General features: G+C 58.9%; 17 protein-coding genes. 7 read left to right on the forward strand and 10 right to left on the reverse strand.

Going from position 1 to position 20,773, the window contains the following annotated elements; all coding sequences use genetic code 11:
- The first annotated feature begins 61 nt into the window (after positions 1 to 61).
- A complete protein-coding gene (gene arsS / locus E4021_RS00970; RefSeq protein WP_136456024.1) occupies positions 62 to 1,135 on the forward strand; it encodes an arsenosugar biosynthesis radical SAM (seleno)protein ArsS in 1,074 nt (357 codons plus the stop codon).
- A gap of 134 nt (positions 1,136 to 1,269) precedes the next feature.
- On the opposite strand, the gene E4021_RS00975 is transcribed toward arsS, so the two are convergent.
- The 5 genes from E4021_RS00975 to typA form a co-directional block, all read right to left on the reverse strand.
- Positions 1,270 to 3,441, reverse strand: coding sequence for a prolyl oligopeptidase family serine peptidase (locus tag E4021_RS00975; RefSeq protein WP_168797404.1), 2,172 nt, complete (start codon positions 3,439 to 3,441; stop codon positions 1,270 to 1,272).
- Between the two features lie 60 nt (positions 3,442 to 3,501).
- On the reverse strand, positions 3,502 to 4,272 hold the full coding sequence (locus E4021_RS00980; RefSeq protein ID WP_136456026.1) for a DUF481 domain-containing protein: 771 nt from the start codon (positions 4,270 to 4,272) through the stop codon (positions 3,502 to 3,504).
- An 8-nt stretch (positions 4,273 to 4,280) separates the two neighbouring features.
- Complete coding sequence (locus E4021_RS00985) at positions 4,281 to 4,853, reverse strand: DUF6580 family putative transport protein (protein ID WP_136456027.1); 573 nt, start codon at positions 4,851 to 4,853, stop codon at positions 4,281 to 4,283.
- A 33-nt stretch (positions 4,854 to 4,886) separates the two neighbouring features.
- Positions 4,887 to 7,421 carry a T9SS type B sorting domain-containing protein gene (locus tag E4021_RS00990; RefSeq protein WP_136456028.1) on the reverse strand — a complete coding sequence of 845 codons (2,535 nt, stop codon included), beginning with the start codon at positions 7,419 to 7,421 and terminating at the stop codon, positions 4,887 to 4,889.
- Between the two features lie 171 nt (positions 7,422 to 7,592).
- A complete protein-coding gene (typA, locus tag E4021_RS00995; RefSeq protein WP_136456029.1) occupies positions 7,593 to 9,398 on the reverse strand; it encodes a translational GTPase TypA in 1,806 nt (601 codons plus the stop codon).
- Positions 9,399 to 9,727: 329 nt separating this feature from the next.
- Between typA and E4021_RS01000 the strand changes: the two genes are divergently transcribed.
- On the forward strand, positions 9,728 to 10,111 hold the full coding sequence (locus E4021_RS01000) for a VOC family protein (protein ID WP_246050190.1): 384 nt from the start codon (positions 9,728 to 9,730) through the stop codon (positions 10,109 to 10,111).
- 173 nt (positions 10,112 to 10,284) lie between these two features.
- Here the strand turns inward: E4021_RS01000 and E4021_RS01005 are convergent, their stop codons facing one another.
- The 4 genes from E4021_RS01005 to E4021_RS01020 form a co-directional block, all read right to left on the reverse strand.
- The gene (locus E4021_RS01005) at positions 10,285 to 11,094 is read right to left on the reverse strand and encodes a helix-turn-helix domain-containing protein (RefSeq protein ID WP_136456030.1); all 810 of its coding nucleotides are present in this window, start codon (positions 11,092 to 11,094) and stop codon (positions 10,285 to 10,287) included.
- A 50-nt stretch (positions 11,095 to 11,144) separates the two neighbouring features.
- The gene (locus tag E4021_RS01010) at positions 11,145 to 11,897 is read right to left on the reverse strand and encodes an oxygen-binding di-iron domain-containing protein (RefSeq protein WP_136456031.1); all 753 of its coding nucleotides are present in this window, start codon (positions 11,895 to 11,897) and stop codon (positions 11,145 to 11,147) included.
- A 369-nt stretch (positions 11,898 to 12,266) separates the two neighbouring features.
- Complete coding sequence (locus E4021_RS01015) at positions 12,267 to 13,613, reverse strand: Gfo/Idh/MocA family oxidoreductase (RefSeq protein WP_136456032.1); 1,347 nt, start codon at positions 13,611 to 13,613, stop codon at positions 12,267 to 12,269.
- A 40-nt stretch (positions 13,614 to 13,653) separates the two neighbouring features.
- Positions 13,654 to 14,412, reverse strand: coding sequence for a 3-keto-disaccharide hydrolase (locus E4021_RS01020; RefSeq protein ID WP_136456033.1), 759 nt, complete (start codon positions 14,410 to 14,412; stop codon positions 13,654 to 13,656).
- A gap of 147 nt (positions 14,413 to 14,559) precedes the next feature.
- Here E4021_RS01020 and E4021_RS01025 point away from each other — a divergent pair, with 147 nt between their 5' ends.
- The 5 genes from E4021_RS01025 (at position 14,560) to E4021_RS01045 (ending at position 18,493) form a co-directional block, all read left to right on the forward strand.
- Positions 14,560 to 14,922: a nuclear transport factor 2 family protein gene (locus E4021_RS01025; RefSeq protein ID WP_136456034.1), complete on the forward strand. Its 363-nt coding sequence runs from the start codon at positions 14,560 to 14,562 to the stop codon at positions 14,920 to 14,922.
- Positions 14,923 to 15,104: 182 nt separating this feature from the next.
- A complete protein-coding gene (locus E4021_RS01030; RefSeq protein ID WP_136456035.1) occupies positions 15,105 to 16,136 on the forward strand; it encodes a methyltransferase in 1,032 nt (343 codons plus the stop codon).
- Between the two features lie 36 nt (positions 16,137 to 16,172).
- Positions 16,173 to 16,598 carry a hypothetical protein gene (locus tag E4021_RS01035; protein WP_136456036.1) on the forward strand — a complete coding sequence of 142 codons (426 nt, stop codon included), beginning with the start codon at positions 16,173 to 16,175 and terminating at the stop codon, positions 16,596 to 16,598.
- Between the two features lie 32 nt (positions 16,599 to 16,630).
- Positions 16,631 to 17,629 carry a GAF domain-containing protein gene (locus E4021_RS01040; RefSeq protein ID WP_136456037.1) on the forward strand — a complete coding sequence of 333 codons (999 nt, stop codon included), beginning with the start codon at positions 16,631 to 16,633 and terminating at the stop codon, positions 17,627 to 17,629.
- Positions 17,630 to 17,644: 15 nt separating this feature from the next.
- Positions 17,645 to 18,493, forward strand: coding sequence for a hypothetical protein (locus E4021_RS01045; RefSeq protein ID WP_136456038.1), 849 nt, complete (start codon positions 17,645 to 17,647; stop codon positions 18,491 to 18,493).
- 6 nt (positions 18,494 to 18,499) lie between these two features.
- On the opposite strand, the gene E4021_RS01050 is transcribed toward E4021_RS01045, so the two are convergent.
- Positions 18,500 to 20,596, reverse strand: coding sequence for a hypothetical protein (locus tag E4021_RS01050; protein WP_136456039.1), 2,097 nt, complete (start codon positions 20,594 to 20,596; stop codon positions 18,500 to 18,502).
- Between the last annotated feature and the right edge of the window lie 177 nt (positions 20,597 to 20,773).

Genomic DNA, 20,773 nt, shown 5'->3' on the forward strand with positions numbered 1-20,773 from the left:
TTATTCACGCCGCTTATGGGCGGCCAACCCCAACCCCGGGACAAGAAATACAAGAACCTTTATGGGAGTCAAGCAAAAAACCACCAGCCTGAAGCGCAAGGGATCCGATCTGAGCAAAGGCTACGTCCAGCTCACGGTACTCAACGGTAAGGACGTCGCCGACGCCAAGCTGCCGCGTTTCGCGGACCGGCTCGCCGCGCAAGGTCATCAACCCTTCCGGGCCACCGGTATCGAGGTTTTTCAGCTTAACATCGGCAAACTCTGCAACCAGACCTGCGCCCACTGCCACGTCGACGCCGGCCCCGACCGCAAGGAGGAAAACATGAAGCGTGAGGATCTGGAGCTGTGCCTGCGCGTAATTGAAGCCACGCCCACCATCCGGGTGGTCGACATTACCGGTGGCGCCCCGGAGATGAATCCGCACTTTCGCTGGTTCGTAGAGGAATGCACGCGCCTGGGCAAACAGGTCATCGACCGCTGCAACCTGACCATCATCATGGCCAACCCGAAGTACCGCGACCTGCCGGAATTCCTGGCCCGCCACCGCGTGCAGGTGGTCTCCAGCCTGCCGTACTTCAGCAAGAGCCGTACCGACGGTCAGCGCGGCGACGGGGTATTCGAAGACTCCATCAAGGCCCTCCAACTGCTAAACGCCGTGGGCTACGGCAATCCGGAGACCGGCCTCAAACTCGACCTGGTGTTCAACCCTTCCGGTGCCTACCTTCCCGGCAAGCAGGAAACCCTGGAAGCGGAATTCAAGCGGCAGCTGCACCGCAAGTTCGGTATCGTATTCAATGAGCTCTACGCAATCACCAACCTGCCCGTCAGCCGCTTCCTCGACTACCTCCTCGAGAGCGGCAACTACGCCGAATACATGCAGAAACTGGTTGATGCATACAACCCCGCTACGGTGGCCGGACTGATGTGCCGCAACACCATCTCAGTGAGCTGGGACGGCTACCTCTACGATTGCGACTTCAACCAGATGCTGGATCTGAAGGTCGCCGCCAAAGGCCAACACCTGCGCGACTTCAACCCGGAAGAACTCCACAATCGCAACATCGTCCTCAATCAACACTGCTACGGCTGTACCGCAGGTGCCGGCAGCAGCTGCGGCGGCACGGTAGTGGAGTAGTCAGGCGGCAAGAAGTCCTGCCCATTCGCCAAGATTAGTGGCGAAACCATCAGGCCGTTCAGTGGATCATGCCGCCAAACCAATCAAGGTGTCGAGCGAAGCGGGGCAAAATGTCTGCAGGCACCTTCACCAATTCACCCCTTGACACCGTACCCCACCAGAGTATCCGTATTGTAGAAGAAGAAGCTCCACATATCCGCCTGCTCCTCGATGATCTTGGAGATCGGTTTACCGGCGCCGTGGCCGGCGTTCGTTTCGATGCGGATGAGTACGGGCTTTTCACCCGCGTGGGTGGCCTGCAATTTGGCGGCAAATTTGAAGCTGTGGGCCGGCACCACCCGGTCGTCGTGGTCGGCGGTGGTAACCATGGTAGCCGGGTAGTCGGTGTCCGGCTTAAGGTTGTGGAGGGGACTGTACGACTTCAGGATCGGAAACATGGTCGAGTCTTCGCTGCTGCCATACTCTGGAATCCAGCCTTTGCCGACGGTGAATTTGTGGTAGCGTAGCATGTCCATCACCCCGACCGCAGGAAAGGCTACGGCGAAGAGGTCCGGGCGCTGCGTCATGGCCGCGCCGACCAGCAGTCCGCCGTTCGATCCCCCGGCGATGGCCAGTTTATCCTTATTGGTGTAGCCCTCTCGGATCAGGTACTCACCGGCGGCGATGAAATCGTCGAACACGTTCTGCTTGTTCTTGAGCATGCCGGCCTGGTGCCACTCCTCGCCGTATTCACCGCCCCCGCGCAGGTTGGCCATGGCGAATACGCCACCGTTCTCGAGCAAGGGTAGGCGCATCACACTGAAACTGGGCGAAAGGCTGATGTTGAATCCGCCGTAGCCGTACAGGTAGGCCGGATTGTTGCCGTCGAGTTTCAGCCCTTTCTTGTGTACCAGGAACATGGTCACTTCCGTACCATCCTTGCTGGTGTAGGTCACCTGCTTTTCCTCGTAGTCTTCGGGATTGAACTTCAATTCGGGCTGAAAGAAGGGCTTGCTCTCGTTGGCCTTGATGTCGTATTCGAAAATCGTGGGCGGGTAGATAAAACTGGTGTAGACGTAAAACAGCCGGTCGTCCTCTTCTTTACCACTGAAGCCGCCCGCGGAGCCTACTCCCGGCAGATCGATGGTGGTCTTGTTCTCGCCGTCGTAGTTCATCCGGTAGTAGCGGTCGGTAGCTTTTTCCAGGTAGTTGGCGAAGAGGAAGCCGCCACCGGTATTTACGCCCTGCAGCAGGCTTTCGGCCTCCGGAATGATTTCCGTCCAGCTGCTTTTCTTGGGGTCGTCAACGTTGATCTTGACCAGCCGGTAATTGGGCGCGCCGATGTCGGTATGCACCCAGAAGTCGCGCCCCTCGACGTGGACGATCGAACTCTTGTGCTTGGTGTCGGGAAAAAGAGCTACCGGTTCCAGGGGGGTAGGCAGGCGCCCATTGCCCGGAAGCGGCAGGTAATAGGTGGCAAAGCCGTCGGTGCCCGGGGCGGCGTACAGGATGAAGTAATCCTCATCTTCGGTGGTACCACCGTAATGGTAGTAAGTCGGGTGATCGGCGTCGGCGTACACCAGTCGGTCGGCAGACTGCGGTTCGCCCAGTTTGTGGTAATAGACGGAGTGGTTCAGGTTGTTGCCCTTCAGTTCGTCGCCCTCCGCCGGGGCAGGGTAGCGGCTGTAGAAGAAGCCGTCGCCGTACCAACCCGCTCCGCTGAACTTGATCCACTCCAGCTGGTCGTCCAGGTCCTGGTTGGTAGCGATGTCACGTACGTATATCTTGCTCCAGTCGCTGCCGGCCTCACTGCGGCTGTAGGCCATGTAGCGATTTTGCTTGTCGGCGCCGAGCAGATTGATGCTGGTGGTGCCTTCTTCGTTCAGGGCGTTGGGGTCGATGAAGACCTTCTCTTCTCCTTCCATACCCTTTTTGTAGTAGATCACTGCCTGGTTCTGCAGGCCGTTGTTGCGGCTGTAGAAGTAATAGTCGCCCACCTTGAAGGGGGAAGAAAGGCGGGGGTAATTGACCAGGTCGGTAAGCCGCTCCTCGATGTCCTTGCGGAAGGGGATCTGCTCCAGATAACCGAAAGTGGCCCGGTTCTCCGCCGCCACCCAGGCCTTGGTTTCCTCGCTGTTGTCGTCCTCCAGCCACCGGTACTCGTCCGCTACCGGGGTGCCGAAGTACTCGTCCGTGGTTTCCTCGGTCCGGGTATCGGGATAAGTGACGGGGATGGCGGGGTAATTAGCATCTGACATGGCTGGGTTTTCGTCGGTACAGTTTGCGCAGGCAAGGCTTAAAAGAAGAAGCGCCGAAAGTTGTTTCATTGGGGAAAGGTATTCATTCGCAGGATAGGGCCCGGGTTGGCCCGTCCCGGAGGGTGGGGACTAAAAGCTGTATCTGAGCCCGTTGATCCATTCGTACGTGGTTTCCGGGACGTCGGGCAGTCCGCGGTTCAGTAGGGCATCGTGGGTAATGCTGTATTTGGTATTGAAGGATAGCCGGTCGGTAAGCTTCAAAGAGATGGAAGTGATGCTCGATAGCCGCGGCTGCCGGAAATCGGGCAGAATGGGCTGGTAGTAGGTCGTATTGGAGATCGATAAATGCTCCCACGCGTAGAAGTTGAAACTGAGGTAGGAGCTCAGGCGGTGCGACTTGTAGATGATCTCGCCGTCGGCTACCTCGTCGTATTCGTACATGTAGAGCGTGCCGACGTAGACGCGGTTATTCTTGACGGCCAGCAGTTTGAGTCGTGGACCGGTCCCTACGAGCGTGCGCAGTTGCAGCCGGATCTGTTCGTTGTATTGAACCTGCCCAAAGGATTCCCAGCGCCACCGGTCGCTCAGGTAATAAGCATAGCGCAGGTGACCGAAACCCGCGTTCAGTGCGTTGTTGCCACTGACTTGCACCAGGCGGTAATCGGCCAGTCCGAGCAGCGATTGGCGGCGCCCCTTGCGGTCCACGCGGACCGCCCCGTTCAGGGTGATGACCTGGTTGATGTTGCGGGTGAGGCTACCACCGAGGTCGACCTGCCCGTACCAGCCCACGCTGTCGAAGCCCTTGCGCTGGTCCTCGATGTTTACGATCTGGGCGCGGACGCAGGTGCAGGGCAATACCAAAAAAAGCAATAGAAAGTGGGGGAGCAGTCGAATCTGCATGGGCGAAATTAAACGCGCTGACGGACTTTTTCGGTTTTCGGTCGGGGAGCGAGGTACTGCGCGCCACCGAACAGGAGGGCGGCGAAGAGCAGGTCACCGGCGAGGCTATTAAGCAGGAACGGGAGACCGGCCGTATAGGCAGCCACCAGCCCGGTGACCGTCTGCGGATACAGGGGCGAGCCCAGCCATACTCCAAGGTTGGTCAACAGGAAGAAAATGGCGGTAGTGCCGAGGGTGACACCCCCGAGCCGCAACCAGCTGAACTGCCGTGCGCGCAGCAGGCCGAGCCCCATCAGCACGGTGATACCGAAACCGGCATAGACCCAGGCATTGAATCCCCAAAAGAACCCCTCGTAGTACTCGGCGTACCACAGGTTGTTGAGGGCCAGGTCGCTCAGGTACAGGGCAGCGAAGGGCACCATGAACGCCATCCATTTGCGGTCGAACATCGCCGCGCCGAAGAGGGCCATGGCACCGACCGGCCCGAAGTTTGGCCAGTGCGGCAGCAGACGGCTGGCGGCAGCCAGGAAGATCAAAAACAACAGGGCGGGCAGCTGGGCGTTGCGGGAATCAGATTGCATAGAAGGTAATTGGCCCGCAAAGATAACGAGCGGTCAGCGGACTACCGTAACCTCCCCCAGCAGCTCGGCCGTCGTACCGTCGATCAGGCGTACCGTCATGGCGTAAACGTAGGTGCCAACCCCCGCGGCACTATGACCGCCCGCGGTACCCGCGACTCCGCCGCCCCAGAAATCGCCCGATGCTGGGGTATAAGTCCAAACCAAGGTTCCCCAGCGGTGAAAGACCCGCCAATCCAGAATTTCCGAAATATCCGGGCCCAGGCCCGGTTCCCAGCGGTCATTGTGGCCGTCGCCGTTCGGACTGAAGGCGGTAGGCAAATAGACCCGGGGGGCACCCCGTTCGACCAGGTGAAAAAGGCTGTCGGCGGCCGTACATCCGTTACCATCCGTGGCGCTTACCTCGATGTACCGGGTGCTGCGACTCGTGACGTTCAGTTCAGGACATTCCCGGCAGGTGAATGTAGAATCCGCCGACCACTGGAAGCTAATGGGGGAGGTCCCACCCATTAACTCCGCCGTGAAGGTAGCACCATCCCCCAGTCGGCTACGATCTGGACCCACAAGCGTCACCGAAAAGGGCTTTGCCTGCGGCACCACGGCCTCGCGGTAAACCTCACATCCGCCCTCCAACCGCACGATGAAGGATTTAGGGCCGCTGCTCAGACCGGTCAAGGCATCGGAACGGAAAAAGGTATCCGTGAGCAACTTCAGGCTGCCCGTTCCTGTGGGCAAAAGTTGAATCGACCCATCCGTCATGCCGGCGCAAGTGGGTGGAAAAGCGACAAGGGTAAGATCCGAATCCACCGCCGCTTCCACCGTAACGGGAAGTACAAACGGGCGGCACCCCGTAGTATCCGTCACCGTCACGCTGTAGGTTCCCGGATCAAGGGTAGCGCGCGGTCCCTTGCGGTCGCCGTCCGACCATTGGTACTGGTAGGGGGGAAGTCCGCCCGCCGGGCTTACAACTACCGTGCCCCCGGCCAATCCGCAGCCGGGTAGCTGGGTATAGGTAGCCGTGGGTGGTTCAATTACGACAAGTTCCGTGGTAACGAGAGAATCGCACTGTCCTGATCCAGTTTTGAGTGGATCGGTGTACAGTCCAGGACTACTCCTCCAGGCTCCGGCTATCCTGACCGAGTCGCCCGGACACAAGGCCACCGTAGAGAAACTGCGCTCGGTACAGTCGGCACACGGGCGGTCGCAATCGTCGTAGGACAGCAGTGGCCTATTGGGTCGGGCGGCGGGGGTAGGTATCCATTCGGCGACCGATACGGTGTCGATTAGGGTGCGGTCGTACCAGGTAGCGGACAGGTTACTTACCGTAGTAGCGGGATCAGCGGTATCCAGGCAGTCGGCCAGTGGTCTTCCTTCCGCGTCCAGCTGCAGCAGTAATCCTTCGTGGGGGCGGTCACCACGGAAGCTATACGTAGCGGTCACTACGATACGGTCCGGACGCACCAGCAGTTGTTGGTTGGCCCGCTGGTATACCTGGGCATTGCCGGGGAACGAATAGGTGCGCACCCAGCGGATGTCGCCGGTTAATTCCAGCTGGGCCAGGAAGATCTCGCGCTTGCCGACCATCGTGTAACCGTACAGGAGCAGGCCGCCGTCGTGGCGGGCCATTTCGATGCCTACCTCGCCGCTGCTTTCCAGCAGATCGTAGCGGCGCGTCCAGCGCACCTTGCCCGCTGGGTCGAAGGCGGTGATGATGGGGTTGGTGCCGGGAGCGCCGGTGATGCGGTCCAGATCGCCCCACTGCAGCACGTAGACCGATTGCCCGTCGGCCTCTACATCGAAGGCAAACAGCCGCGCGTTGCGGTCGTCGTCTACGGGACCGATGCGGTTGCGAAGTTGCCGTCCTTCGCCGTCCAGCTGGAGCAGGTTGCTGCGGGCCGATCCCGCGCTGCCCCGTACCGATACGGACCCCGCCGCGTAGTAGCCTCCCGCGGGGCGGGGTGCCAGGTCAAAGATGGTCTCTTCTCCGGCGAGGTCGAACAATTGTCCCTGGCCCAATGGCGTCCCGTCGCTGCGCCGAAACCGCTGAAAGTAAGCCCGACGAAAGATAGGGGAGGGCGCTCCGATGGCAGACCCGGAAACAATATATTCCCCTTCTTCGCCCACACGGATTCCAGTGGGGTCGCTCTCGAAAGGCGCTTTGCTGAAGTAGAGGAGTCGGTCGGTTACGGGGTTGTAACGGAACAGAAGGGCGTGCTGCCGGTCGCCCGCAAAGTGGCTGGCCACCCCCGCGATCATCCCCTCGGGGTCCACCACCAGGCCATTCAGCAGGGTAAGTTCGGTGCTCTCGCTACCGGTCGCAAAACTGCGTTGCCAGTAGATATCCCCTTCCGCACTGAGCCGCGAGAGGATGATATCACCCCCCGCCATACCGCCCACGAGCAGGTCACCCTGATTACCGTAGTCGGCCACGCAGGTTAGCCGCACGTCACGACCGCCCTCGTCCCGATACATCTGGATGTACGTCGGACCCTGACAATGATTATCCTGCCCCGTCACCCTGCCGGGAACGAGAGCTAACAACGGCAGAACATAGCGAAGGAAGAAGGTCATGGCAGCACCGCCAAGGTACCCCCCAAGCTGCTAAACGCACCCCAAGTGAACGACTACCGTCGCCCGGCGTACCGAGTATTGCTCCGATAGAAGGGACAACACCAAGACTAAAGCCCTAACGTACTAAAGCCCTAACCTACTAAAGCACTAACGTACTAAAGCACTAAAAGACTAAAACAAGATCTTCTCCCCACGCTTACGCTCGGCTTCCCGTAGCAGGGTCTTGCGCAGGCGCAGGCTTTCCGGAGTCACTTCCACGTATTCGTCGGCCTGAATGTATTCCAGTGCCTCTTCCAGTGAGAACTTCCGGGGTGGTACCAGACGTGCCTTGTCGTCGTTGCCGGACGAGCGCATGTTGGTCAGTTTCTTGGTCTTGGTGACGTTGATCACGAGGTCGGCGGCTCGGCTGTTCTCGCCGATTACCTGGCCTTCGTAAATCTCCTCGTTCGCGTCGATGAAGAAGCGGCCGCGGTCCTGCAGGTTGTTGATCGAGTAGGGGATGGCCTTGCCGTTCTCCATGGAGATCAGCGAACCGTTAAGGCGACCGGGAATCTCACCTTTGTGGGGCTGAAATTCCTTGAAGCGGTGTGTCATAATGGCCTCACCCTGGGTGGCGGTCAGCATGTTGGAGCGCAGACCGATGATTCCGCGGCTGGGAATTTCAAATTCCAGCACCACGCGTTCTCCCTTCGGCGTCATGCTCAGCATGGTGCCTTTGCGCTGGGTGACCATATTGATGGCCGTGCCCGACATTTCGTCCGGCAGGTCAATGGTTAGTTCCTCCACCGGCTCCTGCTTGACGCCGTCAATTTCCTTAACGATTACCTGGGGCTGACCGATTTGCATTTCATAGCCTTCGCGGCGCATGGTCTCAATTAGAACGGAAAGGTGCATAACACCCCGTCCGAACACGCGGAACTTGTCGGCGCTGTCGGTCTCCTCAACCCGCAGGGCCAGGTTCCGTTCGAGCTCGGCCGTCAGGCGGTCCTTGATGTGGCGGCTGGTGACGTACTTGCCCTCCTTACCGAAAAAGGGACTGTCATTAATGGTGAATACCATGCTCAGCGTCGGCTCGTCGATGGCGATGGTGGGCAGGGCCTCGGGATTTTCGGCGTCGGCGATGGTGTCCCCGATCTCGAATCCCTCCACGCCGAATACGGCGCAGATGTCGCCGGCCTGGACTTCCTCCACTTCTACGCGGCCGAAACCTTCATATACAAACAGGCTACGCGCCCGTGCCTTGGTTTCCACGCCCTCCCGGCTGATCAGTGTCAGGGGCTGGTTGGCCTTCAGGGTGCCGCGGCTCAGTTTGCCGATGGCCATACGGCCGATGTACTTGCTGAATTCGATGCTGGTAACCAGCATCTGCGTATTGCCTTCCTTGATCTGGGTCTCGGGCACGAACTCCAGGATAGCATCTAGCAGGGGCAGGATGTTGTCCGTTTCATTGCGCCAGTCGGTGCTCATCCAGCCGTTCTTCGCCGAGCCGTAAATGGTCGGGAAGTCAAGCTGCTCCTCCGTTGCGTCGAGGCTGAACATGAGGTCGAATACCATCTCGTGCACCTCCTCGGGCGTACAGTTGGGCTTGTCTACCTTGTTGATTACCACCAGGGGGTTCAGGCCCAGCTTAAGCGCCTTGTCCATCACAAAGCGCGTCTGCGGCATGGGTCCTTCAAAAGCATCCACGAGCAGGAGTACGCCGTCGGCCATGTTGAGCACCCGCTCTACTTCGCCACCGAAATCCGCGTGACCGGGGGTGTCGATGATGTTGATCTTGGTACCCTTATACTGGATCGAGACGTTCTTGGCCAGGATCGTGATCCCGCGCTCCCGTTCCTGGTCGTTGCTGTCCATGATCAGGTCGCCGGGGTTCTCGTGGTCGCCAAAGAGCTGGCCGGCGAGAAGCATTTTATCAACCAGGGTGGTTTTCCCGTGGTCGACGTGGGCGATGATGGCGATGTTGCGAATAGACTGCATAAGACGTGGCTTTAAGGGGAGGTGCCGGTTTGAGCGCGCAAAGGTACGGCTTTTTCATTTGGCAAAGTCCCTGGATTTTTTAAGGGAATGTTTTGCCCCGGGCGGCGGCGCGCAGGTGCCGCAAGGGGGTGTTCCGCTGTCCATATTGGCGCAGCCAGAAGTGCCATAATTCCTTCGACCAATGACTCGAGGCTGCCGAGGTAGGTTGATGGGTAGTTACCAGGGTGGTTCACCTTGGCCAACTTGTGTCGCCTCTTTCTGGGGACTATATTATCCCATAAGGTGCCTTGTACACTATCTCACCTTGTATACCTAAAAACGACCTTACTATGGATATGCTGCTGCACGCTGTGAACTGGTTTGAGATTCCAGTCAGTGATTTTGCCCGCGCAAAGAAATTCTACAGCGAGATTTTCGCCTACGACATGCCGGAAATGGAAATGGGTCCCGTACGTATGGGAATCCTGCCGCACGATCGGCAAGGCGGCGGCATCGGCGGTGCCATCTGCGCGGGAGAGGGTTATACCCCCTCCGACCGTGGACCGAAGATCTACCTGAACGGCGGTTCGGACCTCACCACCGTCCTGGACCGGGTAGAGGCCGCTGGCGGGAAGGTACTGCTGCAGAAAACGGAGATCAGCCCCGAGAGCGGCCATTTTGCCCTTTTCCGTGATTCCGAAGGGAACCACCTGGGCCTGCACTCCATGGCGTAAGGGGGGGCGGCAGCGTTGTCCGCGTGAAATTGGTCCAACGGTTTACCGGTCGGACCAGTTCATTACGGACGAGACATACCCCCGTCAGATCCCGGAATTACGCGGAGGCCAAATTCCCGAACAATGAAAGTCTGTGAATTGGCCAACGCGAACCATTGTCGGGCGATGGTGGGTTACGCCCCCCGCAGGACCGGCCCGCGCTCACCTTTTCGGAAGTCGCCCGGCAGCTGACCGGTGATGCGCTTGAAATCTTTGATGAAGTGTGCCTGGTCGTAGTACCCGCAGTGGTATGCCACGCTGGTCAGGTCCAGATGCGGGTTGTTTTCCAGGGTGCGAATTACCCGGTTGATACGCACGAGCTTCAGGTATTGCTTCGGTGAAATACCGATCTCCCGGCGAAACCTGCGTTGCAGCTGCCGCTGACTGATGCAGACCTGTTCTGATATTTCCTTGATGCTGTGTTGCGGACCGTGCCGCATAAGAGCGGCCGAGCGGGCTACGTAACTGGTTGGAGCAGCTGGGTGATGCAGGCACTTTGCGAGATAGGCTTCCGCCAGGGCGACCATCGCCGTTGGGCATTTTTCCTCTCGGATTCGTTCGCAGAGTTCTCGGAAGCCGGCTCCGAATATCAGGTCGCTGTTCTCGTAGCCATCGATCAATTTCTCTCCCGGTAGCTGGAAAAGAGTAAACAGCGCTTCCGGGTGGAGACGAATCGAAAAGACCGGCACGGGTTCGTTGAACTGCACGCGGAACCTGGAGCTGAAGAGGCCGATTAGCATGAAATCCGGTGTTCGCTCGACCCCCATTCCGAAGGGGAGTTTGCAAAACCGATCTTCAAGATGAATGATTACCTCGGGGCACCCGTTGGGCACGATCTCAATTACCGCCTCCTCGGCGGCGACGGTGTTGAACACCCCGAAAGTATAGCAGGCCACGAAAGGCGCGAGCGCGGGGCTGGGCGGGTATTCGGATACGGAGATCATGAGGCATTGGGTACGAGGAAGATACGGTTACTTCTTCGATCCATTTTACCTCAATTCGACGGCGCCGTTACGGACGAAGGGGTGGATTCCCACACCGAACGCAGCACGCTATCCAGGTCCAATAAGGTCTGTCGGCAATCACCGTTATACGACGAACCGTGCATGATCGCCAGCGTGTTGGGATTGAGATCCGCCAGCTCCTGGATGATGGCCTTCGTCCGTGCGGTGTAGGGACAGTAGCCCATCAGCGGCCCCTGCTCGAAATCAAGGATCGATTTATGGTGAAGGGAAAGGACATCAGAATCGGTCAGTGGCTTAACGGCGCCGTTCTGGTGAAGTATGTCTGAACACAACAAGGTTCCCTGGGTCTCCTCGAAAAGCACGCCGGCGTCCCACCCGTGGGGCAGGTGCGGGGTGCGTATGAAGCGGTAGCGGTTTTGTCCGGTGGTGAAGGTCGCACCGTCCTTGAGGGCCAGCGCGGGGCGGTCGGAGAAATCCCCCAGGTTGACCAGGGCGCCCACTTCACTGCACACCGGGGTAGCGTGCGGGGCCACTTTCAGCCAGTCGTTGAGGGCTCCGCATTCATCAACCTCGAAATGACTGAAGCCGATCCACCGCAGGGTAGCGGGGTCGATGAGCTTCCTGACGGCTTCGTACACCAGCGGAAACATCTTCCGCATGCCCGTGTGATAGAGCATGGGTTCGTCGTCCTTGAGCAGGAAGTGGTTGAACTGGAGATCCATCTCGGGCACATAGACGGAGATCCGGTACACATCCGGCGCAATTTCCGATACGTGGGTCATGGTACAGGCAGTTTGATGAGTGAGGTACCTAAGATCGGATAAGCAGTCCGGCGATGATTGTAAAAAACCGACATCCCACGGCAACCCGCCATAACCTCAATGGCCCATAAACTACCATGGTAAGCCCTTTTGCCGATCGATCCGGCGCGCGGCAACAGGAAAACCCTAAAGCAAAGGACACATATTACTCAGCCAGTAATTTCACAAATTGAAATTTTGCATAAAAAAACCGGTAGCCGTGAGCAGCCGAGATGCCTTGGCATATTGACCACCCCCGGCTACCGGTTCATGATTGTGTCGCGAAAAGCGGAAGGCTATAAGATTTCGGTGATTACTCATTTAGCCGTTCGCTGACCACGATAGCTGGTACTAGACCTTGCGATAATTGCCTTCCAGATACGTATTGGCTTCCTCCTCGTCGAAACGGCCGGAGCCGGCATTCCAGTGCAGGGTTTGTCCAGGGAAGCGTCCGGCTACCGTACCGAGCAGGATGACCTCCGTCAGGCGGGCGGAATAGCTGAAGGGGGCGCTGCATGTGCCCTTTCCCAAACAGGCATCTACGAACTGGTGGTAATGCTTGGGGCTTTCCGTCTCGTAGTTGCGTATGGGGGTTCCGAGTTGGAGGGCTTGGGCGGCGGCTGCTATTTCACTGGTAATATCCTGGTACGCGCCGTCGACGATCATACGGGGCTCCTGCATGAAGTGGGGCAGCAACAGGCGACCCTTTTCACCCACGAATACCGCGCCCTGGTCGGGCAATTCCTCACCGTTCGGCAGCGCCAGTTCAGGGTGCTCGGCCGGCGCGCCGGGGCCGTCGTACCAGACCCACTTGAGGCTGTCCGCGGTAAAGGGCGTGGAGGGGAATTCATAGGTCACCAGGTTGTTTTCCGGGAAGCCGTAACCGGTCGGGGGGCGGCATTCGTTCATCACCGTCCGGGGAACGTCGAGTTGCAGGGCATTGTAGGGCGTGTCGAAGATGTGTACGCCCATATCGCCGAGGGTGCCGCAGCCGTAATCAACGATCTGCCGCCAGTTGCTGGGGTGGTAGCGCCCTTCCACGTATTTGCGCTCCGGCGCGGTACCCAGCCAAAGGTTCCAGTCCAGACCGGCGGGGATTGGATCGCTGGTGGTCGGGGCAGGTCCGTTGTAGCCCCAGTTCTTGGGCGACCAGGCGCGCACGGTGTGGACCTTGCCCACGATGCCCGACTGGATCAATTGCGTAGCCAGGCGGTAGTCGTAGAAGGAATGCACCTGGATACCCATCTGGGTTACCAGTTTCTTTTCCCGCGCCACGCGGGCCATCTCGCGGGCTTCCGATACATGGTGCGCCAGGGGTTTCTGGCAGTAAACGGGCTTATCCATCTCCATGGCCATGAGGGAAGCCGGGGCATGGGTGTGGTCGGGGGTGGCTACGATCACCGCGTCGATCTCATCGCCCATCTCCCGGAGCATGGTCCGGTAGTCGACGAAGGTTTTGGCCTGCGGATGCTTGGCGTGGGCGGCGGTGAGCAGTTTGGAATCTACGTCGCAAAGGGCCACTACGTCCACGGCGGGGTGGGAGGCAATGGCCCGCATGTCCTCCGTACCCTGGTATCCCAGGCCGATGTGGGCGGTGCGGAGCCGGTCCTTGCTGCCGCCGCGGGAGGTGGCGCAACCGGGCAGCATCAGGGTGGCCGCGAGTGCCGTACTGCTCTGGATAAATGTTCTTCTTTTCATGATCGGGAATGTCTGAATTTGGAATGGATGAAAGGCGGGACTACAGTTCCCGAATGCGGATGTTGCGGAACCAGAGCGGACTGCCATGATCCTGCAGGGCAATGTAGCCAGTGCGGAATTTGCCGTAATCCGGGGCGTTCTTCCACTTGCCGGAATCGCGCTTGGCCTGCCAGTCGTCGGACCACGGCTCAAAGCTGAGGAGCATTTCTCCGTTAAGCCAGTACTCGGCCCGTTCCGGGGTGAAGACGATTCGGCTGGAGTTCCACTCGCCGGCGGGGTTCAGTTTCTTCTTGGTGGTGTCGGGGGTATACATGGCGTAGTCGGCCCCGGTACGCTGCCAGTCTTGCAGTTGCTCGGGGTGTTCGGCTCCGAACTGGCTGTTGTAGCCCGTCAGATCGTGGATATCGGCGTAGCCCTTGTCGTCGATGAGCTGGTATTCGGGTGCGATCAGGGAGGGGCTGTCGTAGCCTTCCTTCACGTGGTAGAAAATACCGCTGTTGCCGCCCGGGGGGATTTTCCACTCGAGTTCGAGCTCGAAGTTGTCGAACTCCCGTTCACCGTATATGATGTCGCGTCCCCCGGTGTAGTCCTGCTCCAGTTCCACTTCGGTATCGAATTGCAGCACGCCGTCGCGGACCACCCAGCCGGGGGGCATTTCCTCGGCGTTGTAGCCGCGCCAGCCGTCGGTGGTCGTCCCGTCGAACAGGCTGATCCAGCCGTCGTTGTCATCGGTTGTATTGCGGCTGGCGCAGGTGCAGAGGGCCAGGGCCAGGGGGATCAATAAAAGCAGGTTTTTCATAGGCAATGATCGCAGGGTATATTGTGCAAGTATCGGTGAGAGCGCGTCACCGGGGCGCACTGGCTAAGGTAATACCCCTTGCAGGAACCGCCGAACACCCGGCGATCAGTATTCGTACCTAAACTTAACCACCTACCTACTTACCCTATGAAGAGCGCAAAACAGATCGTCGAAGAATGGCTGGTTCACTTTAACCGAGGCGATGCCGACGCCCTGGCCGACCTGTACCACCAGGACGCCGTCAACCACCAGGTCGCCAACCTGCCCATCCAGGGCAAGCAGGCCATCCGTGAACTGTTTGCCTACGAGTTCAGCACCGCGGAAATGATATGCGAACCGGTCCAGATGTTTGAGAGCGGAGAATGGGTAATCATGGAATGGAAGGACCCCCTGGGTCTCCTGGGTTCGGGCTTCTTCCACATCCAGGACGGCAAGATCAGGTTGCAACGGGGATACTGGGACAAGCTATCGTTCCTGCGCATGCACGGTATGCCGCTGCCGACCCAGTAGTCGGATTTGCCGGCACCGGCGCGCCGCCGCCCCGGGCCCCTCGGTTTGCATAGGGGTTGGACACGACCTATATTTCAGTGAGAGCCGCCGGGAAAAAAGCCCGTCCGGCTGGATGGATTCGGTACCAATAACGCGTGTCGGGATCCCATACATCTAAGCACTGAGAACAACCCTCCCGCTATATGTCGACTATCCCCCACGTCGCTCCCGACCGTATCCTGCAAACCGGATTCGGTTTTTGGGCGTCCAAGGTCCTGCTGTCCGCCGTCGAAATGGACCTGTTTTCCCACCTGGCCGATGGGCCCCGGCCCGTCAACGAATTGCGGGAAGCGCTCGGCCTGCACCAGCGTTCCCTGTACGATTACCTGGATGCCCTGGTAGCACTGGGCTTCCTGCGACGCAAGGGACTGAAGGAAGGCGCCACCTACGCCAATGCGCCGGATGTTGACCACTATCTGGTCCGCGGAAAACCCGGCTACATCGGCGGTATGCTGCAGATGGCCAACCACCGGCTTTACCCCTTCTGGGGCAATCTGGAAGAGGCACTCCGCACCGGGGAACCCCAAAACGAGATCAAGGAGGGGGAGAAAACACTGTTTGAGGCCGTCTACGCCAATCCCGATACGCTGCGGGAGTTTGCCGCCGCCATGGCGGGATTCCAGATTCCGAATTTTCTGTTCCTGGCGCAGAGCTTCGACTTTTCGAACCTAGAGAAGTACTGTGATGTCGGCGGGGCCGACGGCACCTGTGCCTGTATCCTGGCGGACCGCCATGAGCACCTGGACTGCGTCACTTTCGATCTGCCGGAACTCGCGCCCATCGCGCAGGAGAACATTAGGGCCCGCGGGATGGAGGGCCGGGTGGAGGTGCGGTCGGGAAACTTCTTTGTAGACAAATTGCCCCACGCCGATGTTATCACTATGGGAAACGTCCTGCACGACTGGAGTACGGAAGAAAAGTTGACGCTGATTTCCAAAGCCCACGACGCCTTGTCGACCGGTGGTGCCCTCATCGTTATTGAAAATATCATCGATGATCAGCGCCGGGAAAACGTCTTCGGACTACTGATGAGCCTGAATATGCTCATTGAGACGCCGCAGGGTTTTGACTACTCTTATAGCGATTTCCGCTCCTGGGCAGACCAGGCGGGCTTCCGTCGGACTGATCTTATCCCCCTCGCCGGACCGACGAGTGCGGCGGTGGCCTACAAATGATCTCGGGCAAACCCGCGTGTATTTACAATACGACATATGCTCGCTGAACATCCCCTTCCCGCCAAGTTTTCCCAGACCGTTCCGTTTCATACGGAACTATCCCTGGCCGCGGTAATAGCGAAGTGGCGCGCGGAAGTACCGGAGACCGACAGCGACCGACAATTCATTGAAGAGGAGATAGCCCGATGCCCGGAAGTCCTGGAACCCATCACCGACCGGAATTTCTTTGCGGGTCGGCAGGAGTTTCTCTCCCGTCTGTTTTCTCCACTGTTGCCGGTCAAGGGATGGATCAAATCAGCCCACTCCCTCTGTTGCCCGTTCGACCATGATCTGTTTGTGTATGCCACGGATGCCTACCGACGTTTGTACGAGTCGGATGAAGTACGGGTAGATTCGGTCGATAGCCTCATGAATTATACCCGCATTGATGCCCGGTACTCTATGCTTACAAGAGTATCCTGAAGCAGCTCTACGGGCTGGACCTGAAAGTTGATTTGCCCATCATCTTCTCGGCCTGGAACGCCAAGCGGGGCTTGAACCGGTATTTCAAATTAACCGGGAACACCCAGTTCATTGAGGTGGTACCCTTGGGTCCACTGCCGGACCTGCCCAGGGAACAACTGCAGAAATTGCTCGACCAGGATTTTGATCTCGAATCCTGGATGGCCGCCCTCCCGCCGGAAAATTTTCTTTTTCGGGGAGTCACCATCACTACGCTCGTCGATATTACCATTGAGGAGGCTACGAAGCGGTTGCAGCTTTCCCTCCTTACGCGGCAGGAAATCCCGGAGGACACCTGGATGAATAACCTGCAGCACGAACTGCGCAATCTCTTCCGGCTTCCCCACCTTCGCCTTGGCGTAGCTACCCTGCAGAAGAACGGGGAGCTCAATTTTCATTACGACCGAAAGATCTGGAACAGTCTCCTGATTCGGGATCTGGACCAATCGGATCGCGAGAATCTCCGCCATTCGATTTACCATCAAGCGATAAAAAAGGGGAAGACCGTCATCATTGAAAACCTGGGTGAAATGCACCGTGACCCGGTAGCTTCCCACCTGGTCCGGTTGGGTTACCTGAACCTGCTTTTAGCGCCCCTCATCTATGACGGGCAGGTCGTCGGTGTGCTGGAATTGTCCAATCCGGAACCTGGCGGCGTAAACGGACTCTCGCTTTTCAAGATCCGCCAGATCACGCCCATTTTCGCCAACGCGTTGAAGCGCCACGTAGAAGAATTCGAGAACAAGGTGGAAGCGGTAATGCTTGAGAAGTTTACCGCCATTCACCCCGCGATCCAGTGGAAGTTCAGGGAAGCCGCCATCGCCCACATCGACCAAAACGGTTCGCGTCAGGTCATTACGTTCGAAAACCTGAGTCCCTTCTTTGGCTCACTGGACATACGAAATTCCTCCAAGAAACGGAACCGCGCCATCTACATGGATTTGCTGGAGAACCTGAAGGTAGCCGCCAGCATCCTGGACAAAGCCGTGTAAACGCATGCCATAGACGTGATAAAGGCCATTTCCTTCGAAATCCAGCGCAAGCAGGAGCGCATGGGGGTTCAATTTGGTACGGAAGACGAAGCGGGGCTGGGAGATTTTATCCGTCACCGCATCAATCCCATCATAGAGCACCTGGCCGGCCGGTATCCGGATGTGAGCGCAACGGCCGATAGCTATTTCAAACGGATCGGCAGCGAATCGGGCATCTTTGACCACAACCGCCTCGCTTACGATGGTGCGCTGGAAAACCTTAACCGCAGGATTGCCCGCATGCTCGATCGGGAAGAAAAAGCGCTGCAGGAACTGGTACCGTGTTTCTTCGAGAAGTATCAGACAGACGGTATTGAATACAATATCTACCTGGGCAAGTCACTTGCTCCTCACCTGAATTTCAACGACCTGTATATTGATAATCTTCAGTTGCGGCAGTTGATATGGACGTGCGACATTGCCTGTGCTGTCCGAAAACCCCACACGACTGCTTCAGCCGATTGTCCGCAGCCGGAAGGAATTCACCTGGACATAGCGCCCCTGGTACTGGCGTACAGCAGTCGACTGACCTTGAAATTCCAACCGGATCAAAAGCGGCTGGACGTAGATGGTTCCTACAATGTGCGGTACGAGATCGTGAAGAAGCGAATTGACAAGGCCGTGGTGAAGGATACCAAAGAGCGACTCACCCAGCCCGATCACCTCACGGTGATCTACACCCAGGATAAGGAAGCCACAGCCTACCAACGGCATTTTGAATATCTCTTCGCCCAGGGCTATATCTCCGACCAGTGGGAAATGCTGGAGCTGGAGCCCCTGCAGGGCGTAAAAGGATTGCGGGCCCTGCGCGTCCCCATTCTCTGACTCTCTTTAAAGCATACGATACAACCCCTCCCACCGAACCGCCCACCCGGGTGGGAAGCCACTGCCCGCGGGCAGGTCACGGGTCCCGGCCGCCATCATCGCCAGGGCGGCCAGGTATCCGCCGTTGCCCGGCAGGTACAGGCGCAGGTTGTCGCGCTGGTAGTTGTGGCCGTTGGCGAGGAACCGGTTTTTGGGTACGTCCATGAGCAAGGCATTCACCGCCCGTTCCGGCTGGTGGAGGCGCGCTGCCGTGAATGCAGTCAGCGGGAAATCCCAGCCCCAAGTGTCCTCCCAGTGCCAGATATCCCAGATGGTGTCGAGGGTGCGGCGCATGATCGCGGTGTCCACTCCACCTCCAGCCGGCAGGAATCCGTACGCGGCCAGTACACTGGGGTGATCCGTGAGGTACCGGGGGTTGGTGTAGGAATCCGGGGCGCTGGCGGCGGCCAGGTAAAGACTGTCCTGCATGGGCAGGGGAGAAAGTGTCGCCAATACGGTGTCCCAATCCGCACGTCGCGTCCGCCCCGTCCGCTCGCGCCATTGCTGGGCCGTAGAAAGCCCCCAACGCCAGTAAGCCAACTCGAAAGTCGTGTTCATTGTGGTGTCCGCGCCGAAGCGTTCCTGGGCGGCGATGAGCCCGGGCCCCAGTATCCGCTCCTGCCGCGCGGTATCGTACCAGGTAAAATCCGCCATGAATTCCGCCGTAGCTTCCATCAGGGGTGCGTACCGTTCCAATAGACTGTCCATCGGCTGCCCGCGGTACAACAGTTCAGCAAAGTAGATGGGGTGGGGTTGCTGCCAAAGGAGGTAGGACCCCACGGAGGAGGACGTCTCACCCCCTTCCAGGTCCGTCATTTTTTGCCACCGCACCCCACGGAATCCCTGCCGGCGGGCGATCTCGTGGGCACCGGGGAGAGCGGTAAAATACCAGTCGAGGTGGCGGGCCAGCACTTCGGGTTGCCCCCACAGCGCGAAGTGTACACCGTGCCACCAGGCCATTTCCAGGTGCGGCTTGCCGTACCACGAGTTGTAGGTCAGTCCGGTCTCCTGCGGCGGCATGTCGCCACTGCCGTTGAGGTGGGTCAGGTAGCGGGATAGTACCATGCGGCGTTCCAGTTCCACGGCTCGGGGGTCGGTCACGGCTCCGAAATCGATGATCCCGCCCTTTTTCCAGAATGCGTGATAATCGCGGGCGATGCCGTCCAGGGCTTGCCTGGGCGCGGTCGCGGGTGCCGGCTCCTCGCCGGGCGGTGCGTAGGCCAGTGAAAACGCCCAGGTGGAATCCCCGATCGTGGGGGTCCACCGGTAACCGTGTGTCAGGGAGTCGATGCGCACCGCCGCCGGGGTGGCGTGGAAGCGGGCCGTGTATCGCGTAGTGTCGATCAGCCGCTGGATTATCCAGGTATCGGGGTCGGACCGGCGAGCCTGCAACCTGTCTTGTTCGTCTTTATCGTAGCGTACCGCGTTGTCTTCCCATTCTCCGGTGGGGTAGGGGAAGTTCAGCGTAACCGCCAGCCTTCCAGTGGTGATGAGAGGGCTGTTGACCGCTACTACTACCTCGTCCTGGTCTTGCCGGACCCCTGTGGTAACCGTGACCGGTTCCCCTTCCACGGTAAAGCGGGTGGTGATAATTCCGTTCCAGGCATCCAACTCCTGCCGGATATTCTGAACGTCCTCCACCCTGATAGGGGTTCCGTCGCGTTTGCGAATGTCCCAACCCAGGGTGCCGAGGTGCAGGCGATGGGGGTTCTGCCTGAGGTAGTTGGCGGCCGCGCCGCGCCGCGAGTCGCCGGGCCACTGCACCGCGTAGGGGACGCGGCGCCCGTGGGAAGCGGTGTACCGCAGGGTTTCTTCAATCGAATAGCTGGAGTCGTTGGGGAAACTGTGCCAGCCCCAGTCGGACAGGGCACCCAGGGGGATACCGTTGCCGTAATACGCGGGGAAGGTTTGCAGTCCGGTGGCGTCGACGGTCATCGCGAAGTGGCCGTTGCCGACGGAGAGGGCGGCCATAGTATCCATACCAGTCAGCACCACCCGGTGGCGGTCAACGATGGGCTGCCGATCGATGGTGCGGACTGCCGACTGTCCAATCAATTGCGCCACTACCAGAAACGAGAGCAATGAGAAACAACGACACGGAAGCGGTTTCGCATCCGACCGTACCAACGCAGAGGGCACAATGTTGGCCAATACCTCAAGCATAATCCCGAAGTGAGGAAGGGTGAGTAAGCGGCAAAAAGGTACGGCCCCGCCGGTAACTTTCCATTCCGGGACGCGGGG

Source organism: Neolewinella litorea (assembly GCF_004803465.1).
In the GTDB taxonomy this organism is placed as follows: Bacteria; Bacteroidota; Bacteroidia; order Chitinophagales; family Saprospiraceae; genus Neolewinella; species Neolewinella litorea.